Source organism: Mesorhizobium sp. AD1-1 (assembly GCF_020164655.1).
GTDB classification, from domain to species: domain Bacteria; phylum Pseudomonadota; class Alphaproteobacteria; order Rhizobiales; family Rhizobiaceae; genus Mesorhizobium; species Mesorhizobium ciceri.
Map to the genome: position 1 here is coordinate 680,387 of NZ_JAIUGP010000001.1, position 14,659 is coordinate 695,045.

The following is a 14,659-nucleotide window of genomic DNA, read 5'->3' on the forward strand; positions in this document are numbered from 1 at the left end:
GCCGCTTTGCGGCCACCGCCCTCCGGGCGTTCGTTGTTCGAAAGCCAAGCAGTTGGCTTTTCGCCCGCTGCGCGGACCACGCCTCACCCCCGCAGGGAGAAGAGACTGGTGTCAGCGCTGACACCTCCTCTCCCCTCGGGGAGAGGTCGGGTTGCCCCGAATTGCCCTTCGCAATTCGGATGGCAATCCGGGTGAGGGGGCTCTTTCTCGTGCTCCCTTAATTGTTAGTGGACTCGATCCGTCCAACACGGTCTTCTAGGCATCCCCCCGCCCGGAGAACCGCCATGCCTCTCAACCGTCGGACACTGATCGCCGCCAGTCTTTCCATCACCTTTGTCCTGGCGCCGTTGACGAGTGTCTTCGCCGCCTCGCCGGCGCCGGCCAAGGGCGAGCACGGCATGGTGGTGACGGCCCAGCATCTGGCGTCCGAAGTCGGCATCGAGGTGTTGAAGAAGGGCGGCAATGCTGTCGACGCGGCGGTTGCCGTCGGCTATGCGCTCGCCGTCGTCTACCCCAATGCCGGCAATATCGGCGGCGGCGGCTTCATGACCATCCGCTTCAAGGACGGCAAATCGACCTTTCTCGATTTCCGCGAGCGGGCGCCGCTGGCGGCGACAAAAACCATGTATCTCGACAAGGACGGCAACCCGGTGAAGGGCGCCAGCCTCGACGGCTATCTCGCCGTCGGCGTACCGGGCTCTGTGGCTGGCTTCGAGATGGCCCGTGAAAAATACGGCAAATTGTCCCGCCAGGATCTGATGGCGCCGGCAATCGGCTACGCCAAGGACGGGTTCATCCTCAACCAGGGCGACGCTGCCTCGTTTGCCGGCAGTGCCGACAGGCTGGCGAAGGACCCCGCGGCCGCCGCCATATTCCTGAAACCCGACGGCAAGCCCTATGGCATCGGCGAGCGGCTGGTCCAGCCCGACCTCGCCGCCTCGCTCGCCGCCATTTCCGAAAAGGGTACGGATGCCTTCTATAAAGGCGCCATCGCTGACGCCATCATCAAGGCGAGCGGCGCCAAGGGCGGCATTCTCGCCAAGCCGGATTTCGAGCAATATGCGGTGCGTGAGCTCAAGCCCGTGACCTGTACCTATCGCGGCTACGAGATCACCTCCTCGCCGCCGCCCAGCTCCGGCGGCATCATCATCTGCGAAATCCTCAACGTGCTGGAGGGCTATCCGCTGTCCTATCTCGGCGCAGGTTCCGCCGAGACGGTCCACGTCATGGTCGAGGCGATGCGCTACGCCTATGTCGACCGCAATTCAGCGCTTGGCGATCCTGATTTCGTCGATAACCCGGTCTCGAAATTGCTTGATAAGGCCTATGCCAAGGATATCCGCGACAAGATCGACCCGTTCCGGGCCGGCGTGTCGCAGGATTTGATGCCGAAGGGCTTTGGCGAGAGCAAGGAGACGACGCATTATTCGATCATCGACGATGCGGGCAATGCGGTCGCGGTCACCTACACGTTGAACGGTTCCTTTGGAGCCGGCGTCGTCGCCGACGGCACCGGCATCCTGCTCAACAACGAAATGGACGATTTCACCCAGAAACCCGGCGTGCCCAACCTCTATGGCCTGGTCCAGGGGGAGGCCAACGCCATCCAGCCGAAGAAGACGCCGCTGTCGTCGATGAGCCCGACCGTGGTCGCCAAGGACGGCAAGCCGTTCATGGTCATCGGCAGCCCCGGCGGCTCCCGCATCATCACCATCACGCTGGAAGCGATCGTCAATGTCATCGACCACGGCATGAACATCCAGGAGGCGATCGACGCGCCGCGCATCCACCATCAATGGCTGCCCGACAAGGTGTATGTCGAGCCGTTCGGCCTGTCGCCGGACACAGAAAAGCTGCTGGCCGGCATGGGATATCACCTCGATCTCGCCGACCAGACCTGGGGTCAGGCCGCCGGCATCCTGGTCGGCGGCAAGAGCCTGGCGGAAATCGAGAAAGGCGGCGGCGCGCGCTACAACGGCGCCATCGACAGCCGCGCGGCCTCTGGCGAGGCGCTCGGATACTGACAGCTCGGAGGAAAAGCTTGGAGCAGCGTGGCGATTCGGGTTGATCGCCCGCTGCTCAAGTGGATCGGCTCACACCGACTTGACCGTCACAAGACCAGCGTGAGGGTGGACGCAACCAGCATCAAGGCGGCAATGCCGACGAACAGCGCATAGATGCGCGGCCGGTCGAGCAGCAGCGCATTTCCGGAGATCCAGGCGGATGTGGCGCCGCCAAGCGCGAAGAGGAAGCCGTTGCGGTGCCCGAAGACCATCGATGCGGCCATCAGCCCGCCGATGATCAGCGCACCGAACACGATGATCACGGCAACGGCATATCTCTCGAAATCATTGCCGCTTCCCATGCTCGGGCCGATTGCGTTCAAGGTTGGCAGGTCGTCCGGATCGAAAGGGTTCGTCGACCCGTATTCGTCTTGACCGGCAGGCTCTCGCATCATTCGTTCTCCGTATAGCGGCAACAAATCATCAAGCCTTGCCGAGTGCAACCCGATCACGCTGCCTTGATGCGTTCGACCGGTCCTTGACGTCTTCAGGTGGCGGCTTGCTGCCGGCTTTTGGTTCTTGGCCGTCTTTGGTCTCTCAGGCAATCCAGGAAACGGCTGCCCAAAGGCGACCGTAGCTCCCTCTATCATGGAATGCATTCGTGGAGGAAAAATGATGCGAAGCGCGGATTGGGCTTCGCAAACCGTGATTCGGACGGTGACGTCGCACAGGATTGTTGTACGGGCGAATCGCCTTGCGGCCAGTGGGCGTCTGCGCTTGGCATGCGGTCGCGTGAAAGTTGACTGGGCAGGCATCTTAAATGTTGACTAGTACACTCATGTTTCATAGTCACCGGGCAGTGGTCACTGGAGACCAACCCCCGAAAAGCAGGGCCGGCCGCATTGCAGAGAGACCAAGAGCCCCAGTCGAGAGCCGCGCCCGATCATTTGCGCAGCCGAATGACCCGGCGCCAGGCGCTCGGGCTTTTTTCGCTGCCGTTCGCCGGCATGAGGTCCTCCACGGCTGAAGCCCGTCCGTTGCGCATCGTCTGCCTGGATGACGGGTTGACCGAGACCTTGCTCATGCTCGGTGTCAGCCCGGTCGCCATTGCCGATCGGGAGGTCTGGGAGAAATGGGTGGTCGAGCCGCGGCTGCCGCCCGACGTCGCCGATCTCGGCACGCTGCTCGAGCCCAATCTCGAATTCCTGCAGCAGCTCAGGCCCGACATCATCCTGTCCATGCCGTATCTCGACGGCATCAAGCCGCTGCTCGAACGCGTGGCTCCAGTGACGACGATCGGGCTCTATACCGAGGCCGGGCAGCCCTATCGGCGCGCGCTCGAGGCGACGCGCCAGCTCGCCGGGCTTGTCGGCAAGGAAAGCGAAGGCGAGGCGCTGATCGCGGCGACAGACGCGTATCTTTTGGAGGTTCGCCAGCAGCTGGCGCCGCTTTCGGCACGGCCGATCTATGTCGTCAGCTTCCTGGACCCGCGCAATGTGCGCGTCTACGGCGCAAAGAGCCTGTTTCAGGAGGTGTTCGACCGCATCGGGCTCAGCAACGCGTGGACGGCCGAGACCAACTATTGGGGGTTTTCGACCGTCGGCATCGACGGGCTGGCGACATCCAGCGATGCGCGCCTCGCCTATCTCGAACCCTTGCCTGAGGGCGCCGGCGGCACGCTGACCGAAAGTCCGGTCTGGAATGCCATGCCCTTCGTGCGCAACCGCTCGATCATGCGCCTTCCTGCCGTCCTGATGTTTGGCGCGCTTCCATCCGCGAGCCGTTTTGCTCGGGTCCTGGCATCGGCGATGACCGCGGAGGCCGCCCATGGCTGAGGATGCTGCCATTGCCCAAAGGGGGAAGCCTGCGTCGGCCGGCCGGGCCCCCGTGTGGAGCTTTTCCAGCAATCAGCCGGTAGGCGCGATCCTGCTTTGCGCGGTGCTGCTCGCGGCTGCGGCAGCGGCAACCGTCTCGAACCTCACCGTGCAACTGCCATCGGCGCTCTGGCTCCAATCGCTCGCCGCTCCCGACATCGCTGACATGCGGCAGGTGCTCGTCCACTATGCCTTCCTGCCCCGTCTTGCGATCAGCCTTTTGTGCGGTGCGGCGCTCGGGCTTGCCGGAACTGTCCTGCAGCAGGTTCTGCGCAACCCGCTCGCCTCGCCTGAAACCGTTGGCGTCTCGGCCGGCGCCTATCTGGCGCTGGCACTGGCGACGCTTCTGTCACCGTCCCTGCTTGCCTTCGGCCGCGAATGGGTGGCGCTGGCCGGCGCATTGATGGCCCTTGCCGCCGTCATCGCTCTGTCCTGGCACAAGGGCCTGTCGCCGCTTTCGGTGGTGCTGGCGGGGCTTGTGGTCAGCCTCTATGCCGGCGCCATCGGTGCCGCTCTCATCGTGCTGCGGCATGAATGGCTGGCCAGCCTGTTCATTTGGGGCGCCGGTTCGCTCGGCCAGCAGGATTGGTCGACGACGCTGTGGCTTTTGCCACGCATCGGCGCAGCGGCGCTGGCGATCTTATTTATGGTGCGGCCCCTGACCCTGCTTGGCCTCGACGATGAAGGCGCGCGCAGCCTTGGCGTGCCGCTCGGCGCCTATCGCTTCGCCGGACTGGCGGCCGCCGTCGCGCTGATCGCCTTTGTCGTTGCCGCTGTCGGCGTCATCGGTTTCGTCGGCCTGGCCGCGGCGACGCTCGCGCGCATCGGCGGTGCCCGGCGGCTGGGCCAACAACTGGTGATGGCACCGCTGATCGGCGGCGCGTTGCTGTGGGCCACCGATCAAGGCGTGCAGATCGCCACCGGGCCGCAAGGCGACCTGCTGCCGACCGGAGCGATCACAGCACTTCTCGGTGCGCCGCTGCTGCTCTGGCTGCTGCCGCGCCTTGCGCTTGGCTCGGAAGCCCCGACCTTGATGGCCGTGCGCCTGCCGCGCGCAAGCCGGCCCGGCCTTGTTCTGATGGCACTCGGCCTGGCTCTGCTTCTGCTGCTCGGGCTGGCCCTGCTCTATGGACCGGGTCCGCATGGCTGGACCTTCGCCTTCGGCGACGAGCTGCAGCCTTTGCTGTCGTGGCGGTGGCCTCGCGTGCTTGCCGCGCTGAGTGCCGGGGCGATGCTGGCGCTTGCCGGGCTGATGATGCAGCGGCTGACCGGCAATCCGATGGCCAGCCCCGAAGTGCTGGGCATCAGTGCCGGTGCCGCCCTTGGCATGATGGTGGCGCTGTTTGCGCTCGTCGATGCCGGGCGCCCGGTTCAGACGGCGGCGGCAACGATCGGCGCCTTCGCCACTTTGCTGGTGACGCTGGCGATCGGCCGTCGTGCCACCTATGCGCCGGAGCGGCTGCTGCTTGCCGGCGTTGCCCTGACGGCCTTGTTCGACGCGCTGATCCTGGTGCTCACCGCGACCGGCGATCCTCGCGCCATGCTGCTGCTCAACTGGCTGACCGGTTCGACCTATGGCGTCGATGTCGGTGACGCCCTGCTGACCGGTGGTATCGCGGTCTGCCTCTTCGCGCTCGCGCCTTTCTTCGTGCGCTGGCTCGACATCCTGCCGCTCGGCTCCGCCGCCGTTCAGGGCCTTGGCATCAACCTGAAGAGGGCGCGGCTTCTCGTGCTGCTGGCCGTCGCGGCACTCACCGCGGCTTCGACGCTGATCGTCGGTCCGCTGACCTTCATCGGCCTTATGGCGCCGCATCTTGCTCGTCGCCTTGGCCTTTCCCGTGCGCTGCCGCAGGCCATTGGCGCGGTGCTCGCCGGCGCGCTGATCATGGTCGCCGCCGACTGGGTGGGCCGGATCGCCATCTTCCCGCGCCAGATCCCGGCCGGTCTCGTCGCCACGTTGATCGGCGGCCCGGTGCTGATGTGGCTGCTGCGCCGCCGCTGACCGTTTTGCCCCTGGAGATATCCATGTCCAAGATATCCATGTCCAACGCGACGCCAGCCCTGATCGCCAACACGGCGGTCCACGATCTTGTTCCGGCGCAGGGCGGCGCGCCCTGGCGGATATTCCTGCATGTGCCGTCCGGGCCGGTGCCCGAGGCCGGCTGGCCGGTCCTCTACATGACCGACGGCAACGCCGTCATCGGCACGGCGGTCGACGCCATGCGCGCGCAGGCCTTCTATCCCACGGGCACCAATGTCGGCTGGGGCGTCATCGTCGCCATCGGCTATCCCGTCGACGGCGCCTATGATCCGCTGCGCCGCTCATGGGATCTCGGCCCGCCGCCAGGCAAGACCTACCCGCCCTTCTACGAGGGCACGTCCGAAGTCCGGACCGGTGGGGCAGGGAAATTCCTTGCTTTCATCGAGGATGAGCTGAAGCCGTGGGTCGCCAGCCGGGTCACGGTCGATGCCAGCCGCCAGGCGCTTTACGGCCATTCTTTCGGTGGCCTGTTTGCGCTCTACGCCCTGTTCACGCGGCCTTCTTCCTTTCAGACCTGGATCGCGGCGAGCCCCGCCATCTATTGGGAAGAGCGTGCCATCGACCGCTTTCTCGAAGCCTTCGAGGCCGCCATTCCCGATGGTTTGGCGGCGACCATGATCCTGTCGGCCGGCGAGTACGAGACCGAGAAGCTGGCGCCGTTCCAGATTGGCGCCGAGGACGAGGAAAAGCGCCTGAAGCAGAAAAAGGTGACACGCACCGACGCATTCGCGCGGGCAATGGCGCAGCGTCTTGACGCTCTCCCGGGCGTGCGCGCCAGTTTCGAACTGCATGCCGGCGAGAACCACATGTCGATCCTGCCGGTCACCGTCAATCGCGCGGTGCAGGCGGCGTTTGCGGTGAGGAGGGACACCGCCCTTTGCTGAACGCCGCAGCAAGACGGTCGGCGCTGTCATTCCTGTGAAGGGGAGGCGCTCAATCGGCGGTAGGAGACGCCGCCGAAGTTTGCCGTCACAAAATCCGTGACGGACATCTTGCGCTTGCCTCCGTCGCTGCAGGCGTAAACCGGCCAACCGGCATCGCTGCATTCGCTGGCAGCGCAGATGCGCGCCAGGCAGTTGCCGATAGTCAGCCGGAAGCCGCCCTTGCCGGCGAAGCCTTGCAACAGGCTGCCGTCCGCCGAGCGCCATGTCCGCGCACGGAATTCCGCCCGCAAAAGCAGTGGTTCGAGAGGGACCGCAAGGTTGTTTTCGCCGGCACGCCCTGCGAGCTGCAGACGGAAGCGCGCCATTGCGGTCGCGTATGCAGTCACAAGATCGGCTTGGCGAAAATAGGCGGTTGCCAGGCTTGGGCGGTCAAGCAGATGAGACGTCCACTCGCCTGCCCCTACCGGCCTCACCAGGGCAACAAAGGCAAGAAAGGCGAAGCAAGCTCGTGACATTTCCAGCAGCCATATCTGTCTCGGCGTGCCGGTTTGCCCCCCGGTTGCCCTCCCATAACATCCCGCCAATCGGCGCCCGGCGCAAGCCGCTTGCTAAGGCAGTTCAGAAGGCCGCCGAGCAAGGGATCCTGGAGCCGAAGACGGTGACCCGCATCGACGAACCTGTGCGGGCGATCGCGAGAGGGTGGCGGTGTTTGCGGCAAGGGATCTTGACCAGCCCAGGGTTTCCTAGCCGATGCGAGCCGGCGGCAGCTCGAACAAAGTGGCGCCGTTCTCCCGGCCGCGCTCGACATAGCCGATGACGCCGAACCATCTTGCGACATCCGGCCCCTGGAGCCAACTGCGCGAATGGATGGCGAGATTGCCGGCGAGCGCCTGGATATGCCTGATATGCCGCTTGCAGAAACGGACGGTCGTGGCCCGGAAGAAGTCCTCCCGTGCGGCGAACAGCGTGTCGGCGGCGTCGCTGTTCTCATGCCAGGCGATGATCGCCACGGCCTTGTCACCCTCGACAAGCGCGTGCGCGCGGCCCTCCTTCAAATTCATCATAAGGTTGTCGTAGGCGATCTTGCTGTCCTTGCCGGCAGCGACGTATTCGTCCGACATCCGCTTGGACAGACCGCGAAAGACATCCTCCAGATCCCCAAGCGTTGCTGCGCGTGCTCTCATTTCACCTCCTGCAGCCCCAACGGGCAGTTTGCCCTAGGGTTGAGGGGTGGCCAAGCAAATTAAATCCGCCGGCGGGCTAATGTGCGCAAAGTGATTCCACTTGGCGATGCAGGCGGCGACGCCACGGGGGTGCCCAGAACGGACCAGGAGGGGATGGTGCCAGAGGCGGAATCGAATTGTTAGCTATCTATTTGAATTTAATTATAAAAAGTCAGTGAGGATATTGATAAATACCCACAAAATTACCCAATCCAAAATCATACCGATGGTTCGGTTCCGTTATCCACAGAAAATTGCTTTGCATGATGCGATAGATGCTATCATTTTGCCACCTCTTGCAATCGGATTTCATCATCTCGCCTCGGCCTCCACGATACGGGATTCTCAATCCACCGATTGATATCCGACTCCCGCCATCCGGCACCGTTGACACTGATCCTGATCTGAGCCGGAAATGTGCCTTCGGCGATCTTGCGATACATGGTTGAGCGGGACAGGCCTGTCCGGGCAAGGACAGTTCTGCTGCGGATGATACGGTCGGGTTCTGGCATGGCTGGCCTGCCTCCTGCTGGATGCTTCTGATATCTGGTGGGCAGGCATAATGGGGAACCGCAGCCGCGCAATACGGGTTTGCCGCCGTATCGTAAGTTGACGTGTTATCGGCGGCAAATCGGATGGGTCAGATTCCGATGCCCTTGCCTCGGCCGAGCCCGATGCCGTGGTTAAAGGCGAGTTCCACACCCAGACGCCGGCCGGATTCGACATGGATGCCGAGCGCCTTCTTATGATTGGCAAGCAGGGATTCAAGTTGAGGGTCGCGTTCAAGGCTCTTGGCCATATCGGACATGGCCGAGCGCGTCGACCTGTAGCCGGACATGTCGCCGGCCTGATATTGGTCGTGGCTTGTCCGATCGAGCTTTTGCCAGCGTTCCACGAACCGGTCAGCGCGGCGGCCGGGATCGATGTCCATCCCAGTGCGGATTTCCGTTTCAAGCTGGAGAGCAAGCACGATACGGCTGACGCGGCCGGCCCCCGCCTCACGGACAAGTTCTGGATTTTTCACATAGGCCGCTTCGGCATCGCGCCAGCCATGCGGCCGCACCTTCTCGAAAGCGCTACGGGCATCCCTCAATTCGCGCATCTGCTCGGGACTGCCGTGCCCGTCTGCATTTCCAGTACTGAGGATCGCGTCGAGCGCGCGCGCGTGACGCACAAGCGCCTTCGTGCGAGCACTGCGCAACGCCGCTTCCGCGTCCACCGGCACAGTCGTGTCGCGCGGCGCTCCAGTGGCGACATTTTCTCTGCCGGGCGTAGGGCCTGGATCTCCGATCCGCACCCCAACATCTTCCCTTTCCGGTCTTCGCCCACCTTCCAGCATGGGTTCGCCGTCTCCGGGCGAGCGCAATCCGTCCAGCAGCTCGCCGATCCTGTCGCGCAGCTTCTCCGGAACGATCCGGCGCACGATCTCGACGACGCGCTCGCGGAACGTGATGCCGCGCCGTTCGGCATAGCTCCGCGCCGGGTCGACCTGCTCGTAATCCGATGCCATGTCTTTGGCGCGGTCGCGTGACAGCGTACGGTCCAGCTGGTCCCGCGTGCTGAAGTCGTCGCCGCCATAATGCAGGTCCATGCCGTCTCGATGCCGCGACAGTGCGACGTAGCTGCCATGCGCGTCCATGCCCGGCGTGGCGAGCACATGGGTCCGGTCGACGGTCACCCCTTGAGCCTTGTGAATGGTCGCGGCATAGCCGTGGTCGATGTGCGCGTAGTCTTTCAGGTCGAAGCGAACCGACCTGCCGTCATCGGTGCGCACGGTCATGCTCTGTCTGCTGACTTCCTCCACGATGCCCAGCGTGCCGTTCTTGACGCCAAGCCCGCGCTCGTTGCGCAGGAACATGACCCGGTCGCCGCTGGCGAAGTTTCTTGGGCCGCGTTCGACAGTCACCTGAACCTCGTCGCCGAGATCGCCGGCAGCGCGCATTCGCTCGCGCGCTGCCTGGTTCAGCGCACGTACCTCGTCGTTTGTGTGGGTGAGAATAATCCGGCTTGCGTCGGGCTGTGCCCGCCGGTCGCGATCCCAGCGCTCGACGAGTTCACCTCGCGCGTCGTCGCGCGTCGCGGCCTGATGCACCATGCCTTGCGCATCGTAGGCGCTGATCGCAGCATTGATCCTGCCGGTTGCCAGATCGCGCGTGGCATCACGCTGCCAGTCCTGGCGCTGCCGGCGCACCTGGCCGATTTCGACGCCGCCGTGTCGCTCGTGAATCGATCGGAATGCAGCACCGGCTTCGATCGCCTGCAACTGCTGCGGATCGCCGACGAGGACGACTTTTGCGCCAACGTTGGCGGCATGGGAAAGCACGCGCTCCAACTGGCGCGTGCCGACCATGCCGGCCTCATCGATCACCAGGACATCGCGCGTGGTGAGCAGATCCCTGCCCTGTCCCCAGCTATGCTCCATGCTGGCGATGGTGCGTGACGGGATGCCTGATCCGCCTTCCAGATTCTCGGCGGCAATGCCGGAGAGTGCGGCGCCTCGGACCTCGTAACCCGCCGCTGCCCATGCCTGGCGCGCGACGCCCAGCATGGCGCTCTTGCCCGTTCCGGCAAAGCCGACAATGACACCAAGACCGCGACCATCGGTGATGTGATCCAGTGCATCGACCTGCTCTCCCGAAAGGACAAGCCCGCGTTGCGCAGCCCGCGCCAGAGCTGCCTCGCGATGTTCGTCACTCACCGTGTGTCGCTCGTCCAAATCGATACGCTCTGCCGCGCGGTGAAGGCGCTGTTCGGTCTCGATCATCTGCCTTGTGGTGAACCGGTCTTCGCCGCGTCCGTCCTTGCCGAGTTCGACCAGATCGGGTGCGTTGCTGATGGCTGCCACCATCTCGTTGAACTGCTCCATTCCATCGCTGTGGCGGTGCGAGAACTTCGCCATGTCTTTTCGGGTGAACGTCGACTGCTGATGCGTGATGGCGTCGAGCGCCAGGTGAGGATCCGCAATGATGCGCGCACCATTGTTGCGCGCGATCTCGCGATGCAGTTCGGCGCGATCTGCTTCAATGCCGCCAGCGTCAAGGCCACTGCCCTCGATGCGTTGAGCCGGTGCACCAATCTGCGTTTGCGGCTCCAGTGAAATGCCCTGCGCTTCCAGACTGCGATGATCGATGCGGGCGTCGATGTCGAGTTCGGCCAGGCGTTCATTGGCCAGTTCCGCCCATCGCTCGCGCCAGCGCTCAACCAGCTGGGTAGCATTCCAGTCTCGAACCTTTGACCCGAAACCGTTCTCATCGGCGGACCGCATGGTGAGCATGACATGGGCATGCGGTTTTGGACTGCCATCTTCGGCCCTGTCCCAATGCACATTGAGATCGGCGACCATGCCCCGGCTGACAAACTCGACTTGTACAAAGTCGCGCGCCAGTTCGATGCCTTGCGCCTGGCTGAGTTCGCGCGGGAGCGCAAACTCGACTTCGCGGGCAAGCTGCGCGTCCTTGCGGACCTCGAAACCCTCGACATCGTTCCACAGCCTCTCGCGGTCGCGCCAGGCCTCCGGCGCACTCTCCGGCAGCATCACCTCGGAATGGACGACGCCGCGTTTGGCTGAAAAATCGTGGCTGCGTTCGATGCGCTCGTCACGCAATCGCGAGGCCGAGCGATACGCGGCCGACGCGACAGCACTGCTCCCTGCCTTGCGGCCAATGACCTTGACGTGAAGATGATAGATCGCCATCGCGACCAGATCATTTGCACGTCAAAGCGCACGTCGGCACGACGTATAAGCGCGCCCTCCCTCGAAAAATTCTCGGGATGGACCAGCCCGTCCCGGGCTGTCTCGGCAACCTTAAAGCCTTCCGGCGGACGCTCAATTATCATCCAGAGATCGACAATTGATGGAGACAGCCATGCGTAAACCACGAGACTTCGACGCCGAACTGAAGGCGCTGGAAGACAAAGCGCGCGAGCTCAAGACGCGAAAGGTGCAGCAGCTTGGCGAACTGGTGATCGCCACCGGTGCCGATGAGCTCAGCCCGGGTGAACTGGCTGGTGCACTGGTCGCAATCGCTGAGACGACAGACACGGCAAAGCGTGAGGCATGGGCCAAGCGTGGAGTGATGTTTTTCGAAAGCAGGTCACGGCGAACTGCTCCGGCATCTCAGCGCAACGTTCGCGGTGCTCAAACGCAATCGGGCAGCCCACAATCGCCGGCAGGCGGTACGGGCTCGCAATGACATGCGCACCTGGCAGGTCGAGCGACGCCAGCGCACCCGACATCTGATCGAACTCGGTGGGCTCGTCGTCAAGGCAGGCATCGTCGAGCTCATCAATGACGATCGCGCTACGATCTACGGCGCGCTGCTGTGGATCGCCGAGAAGCTTCAGCGCCACGAAGGCGAGCATGCGCAGGACTTGTGGGCCGCGAAGGGAAAGCAGGCGTTTGATGCGGAACGGCATGAAGAGCGAGAGAATCAGGGAACGTAGGCGCGAGTAACGGGCGGCGAAGCCCCAAACAGCGAAGCTCCGCCCGCGTTGCGCAAGCCGTCGACGCTGCGTTTAACGATGTCGCATGGCTCGATTGGGAAAGGGACCAATGCCGGGAAGCAGACATATGTTCGCGTTCAAAACAGGGAGTAGGTTCGGATCTCGTCAAGCGCCGTTGGATCGCCCCGGTTTGAGAGATGGCTGCCGCCAACGGTAGACGTTTTCTAGAACGTCCGGGCGGCGCGTCGATTTTTCGATCGAGGAGACACGGCAACTCGCTTATCATCCATGCCATGGACATAATCACACCTGCAGCACGGTCGGCCATGATGGGCCGCATCAAAGGCAAGGACACGAAGCCCGAGATGGCTGTTCGCAAGCTGGCCCATGCAATGGGCTATCGCTTCCGGCTCCACCGCCGCGATCTGCCGGGAAAGCCCGACGTCGTCTTTCCGTTACGAAATACAGTCGTTTTCGTCCATGGTTGCTTCTGGCACCGCCACGAAGGGTGCAAGTTCTGCTATACTCCCAAGTCAAACATTGAATTCTGGCAAGGAAAGTTTAATGCTAACGTCGCCCGCGATGAACGCGTGCGACGGGAGCTTCAGGACTTGGGGTGGAAGGTAGCAATCGTATGGGAATGCGAGGTCCGTGATCTGCCTGGCTTGAAGTCGAAGCTCCAGGCATATTTGGAATCATGACCGCATCCGACCATCAGCTGATTCGCCGAAACAAGCTCGTTCGCCTGCAGACCGGGGCGACCCCGCGCGCACTCGAAATCTGCTCGGGTTGCGGGGGGCTATCACTCGGACTGAAGACTGCCGGCTTCGAACTTTCCGCGCACATCGAACTCGATGCTGAAGCCGCGCGAAGCTATGCGTTTAATTTCGGCGGCGACCGCGAGCCTGGTGACGCCTGGTCGAAGCCGCGCGATATGGAAGATGTAACGGCCGCGAAGCTGGTCAAGGATCTGGGGTTCGAAACATCAGCTTCAGAGTCCTTTGACGTTCTTGCCGCCGGCCTGCCGTGCCAAGCGTTCGCGCGAATTGGGCGCTCCAAGCTACGCTCGATTGCCGGCCACGAAGACGCGTTTCAGAAAGACCCGCGCGCTTCGCTCTACCGCCGCTTCCTCAAATTCGTCGAAGACACGCAGCCGCTGATCATTCTCATCGAAAATGTGCCGGACATTCTGAATTTCGGTGGTCACAACGTGCCCGAGGAAATCTGCGAGACCCTCGAATTGTCGGGATATCGCACCGGTTACACAATCCTCAACGCGGCGTACTACGGCGTACCCCAGGTCCGGGAGCGTCTCTTCATCGTCGCACTCGCCGATGTCCTGGGCAAAGCACCGAAATTTCCGGAACCGCTGCACTTCCTCGATCTGCCGCGCGGGTACGAAGGCTCTCGTCGTGTAGCCCTTAAGCATGTTGACCCCGGAAGCCACCGCTTCCACGAAATTCATATCCCCTCGGCGGACCTGGCCGACGCCGTCGGCGCGAAAGCCGCGCTCGATGACCTGCCGAGGATCAAGGAACACGCCAGCAATCCTGCCGTCATAAGACGCCGCAAGCTCTCGGAAGTTCTGCCCTATCGGGAGCTGGCTACCGGCCCGTCGGCGTATGCGCTGAAAATGCGGAACTGGCCCGGCTTCGAAACCGCAGATGGGGCCAACGGCCACCTCATTCGCCTAACCCCGCGTGACTTCCCGATCTTCGCGGGCATGAAGCACGGCGCCGACTATCCGCAGGCACGAGCGCTTGCTGAACAGATGTTCCAGGACGCGCTGATGGCGCAAGGGCTGACGCACATCAGCAAGGAGTCAAACGCCTACAGGGATCTGCGTGCGCAGGTGGTCCCGCCGTATGATCCGGAGAAGTTTCCGAACAAGTGGTGGAAGCTTGATCCGTCGAAGCCCTCTCGCACATTGACCGCGCACATGGGGAAGGACACCTACTCGCATATTCACTACGACAGCACGCAGAAGCGGACTGTCTCAGTGCGCGAAGCAGCACGGCTCCAGTCGTTTCCAGACGGTTTCGTCTTTGCCGGCGCGATGAATGCTGCCTTCCGTCAGATCGGCAATGCCGTCCCGCCGCTACTCGGCCTCGCAGTTGCCCGTGTCCTCAAAGAGCAGCTGACCAGTCGAACCGGCAAGAATAAAGAGGCTTCTGACCGGCAGGCGGCGTGA

The 14,659-nt window shown here is 63.2% G+C and carries 13 protein-coding genes; 8 read left to right on the top strand and 5 right to left on the bottom strand.

The genetic code is table 11. The annotated features are described in order from the left end of the window. Positions 1–284: 284 nt before the first annotated feature. A complete protein-coding gene (gene ggt, locus LB519_RS03130) occupies positions 285–2,024 on the top strand; it encodes a gamma-glutamyltransferase (protein WP_063170036.1) in 1,740 nt (579 codons plus the stop codon). 86 nt (positions 2,025–2,110) lie between these two features. On the opposite strand, the gene LB519_RS03135 is transcribed toward ggt, so the two are convergent. After that, entirely contained in the window at positions 2,111–2,458 is a 348-nt protein-coding gene (locus tag LB519_RS03135; protein WP_032808338.1) for a hypothetical protein, read from the bottom strand. Positions 2,459–2,962: 504 nt separating this feature from the next. Here LB519_RS03135 and LB519_RS03140 point away from each other — a divergent pair. The 3 genes from LB519_RS03140 to LB519_RS03150 are packed head-to-tail and all read left to right on the top strand — an operon-like array spanning position 2,963 to position 6,802. Beyond that, positions 2,963–3,838: an ABC transporter substrate-binding protein gene (locus tag LB519_RS03140; RefSeq protein ID WP_224618624.1), complete on the top strand. Its 876-nt coding sequence runs from the start codon at positions 2,963–2,965 to the stop codon at positions 3,836–3,838. Further along, positions 3,831–5,879: a Fe(3+)-hydroxamate ABC transporter permease FhuB gene (gene fhuB, locus LB519_RS03145; protein ID WP_224618630.1), complete on the top strand. Its 2,049-nt coding sequence runs from the start codon at positions 3,831–3,833 to the stop codon at positions 5,877–5,879. Before LB519_RS03140 ends, fhuB begins: the two co-directional genes overlap by 8 nt. 23 nt (positions 5,880–5,902) lie before the next feature. Further along, on the top strand, positions 5,903–6,802 hold the full coding sequence (locus LB519_RS03150) for an alpha/beta hydrolase (protein WP_224618631.1): 900 nt from the start codon (positions 5,903–5,905) through the stop codon (positions 6,800–6,802). Between the two features lie 26 nt (positions 6,803–6,828). Here the strand turns inward: LB519_RS03150 and LB519_RS03155 are convergent, their stop codons facing one another. The 4 genes from LB519_RS03155 to traA all read right to left on the bottom strand — a co-directional run bounded on the left by LB519_RS03155 (position 6,829) and on the right by traA (position 11,719). Continuing rightward, on the bottom strand, positions 6,829–7,167 hold the full coding sequence (locus LB519_RS03155; protein ID WP_013533590.1) for a hypothetical protein: 339 nt from the start codon (positions 7,165–7,167) through the stop codon (positions 6,829–6,831). 378 nt (positions 7,168–7,545) lie between these two features. After that, complete coding sequence (locus LB519_RS03160) at positions 7,546–7,986, bottom strand: hypothetical protein (protein ID WP_013533589.1); 441 nt, start codon at positions 7,984–7,986, stop codon at positions 7,546–7,548. Between the two features lie 320 nt (positions 7,987–8,306). Beyond that, positions 8,307–8,537 carry a helix-turn-helix transcriptional regulator gene (locus tag LB519_RS03165; protein WP_224618633.1) on the bottom strand — a complete coding sequence of 77 codons (231 nt, stop codon included), beginning with the start codon at positions 8,535–8,537 and terminating at the stop codon, positions 8,307–8,309. Positions 8,538–8,665: 128 nt separating this feature from the next. Further along, on the bottom strand, positions 8,666–11,719 hold the full coding sequence (traA, locus tag LB519_RS03170; RefSeq protein ID WP_224618635.1) for a Ti-type conjugative transfer relaxase TraA: 3,054 nt from the start codon (positions 11,717–11,719) through the stop codon (positions 8,666–8,668). 172 nt (positions 11,720–11,891) lie between these two features. Here traA and LB519_RS03175 point away from each other — a divergent pair, with 172 nt between their 5' ends. The 4 genes from LB519_RS03175 (at position 11,892) to LB519_RS03190 (ending at position 14,659) form a co-directional block, all read left to right on the top strand. Further along, positions 11,892–12,218, top strand: coding sequence for a conjugal transfer protein TraD (locus LB519_RS03175; RefSeq protein ID WP_224618636.1), 327 nt, complete (start codon positions 11,892–11,894; stop codon positions 12,216–12,218). A 1-nt stretch (position 12,219) separates the two neighbouring features. After that, positions 12,220–12,468, top strand: coding sequence for a conjugal transfer protein TraD (locus LB519_RS03180; protein ID WP_224618638.1), 249 nt, complete (start codon positions 12,220–12,222; stop codon positions 12,466–12,468). A gap of 197 nt (positions 12,469–12,665) precedes the next feature. Continuing rightward, positions 12,666–13,169 (top strand): DNA mismatch endonuclease Vsr, encoded by a 504-nt coding sequence (locus tag LB519_RS03185; RefSeq protein WP_318011896.1) that lies wholly within the window; start codon positions 12,666–12,668, stop codon positions 13,167–13,169. Further along, positions 13,166–14,659, top strand: coding sequence for a DNA cytosine methyltransferase (locus LB519_RS03190; protein ID WP_224618640.1), 1,494 nt, complete (start codon positions 13,166–13,168; stop codon positions 14,657–14,659). The genes LB519_RS03185 and LB519_RS03190 overlap by 4 nt, the downstream gene beginning before the upstream one ends.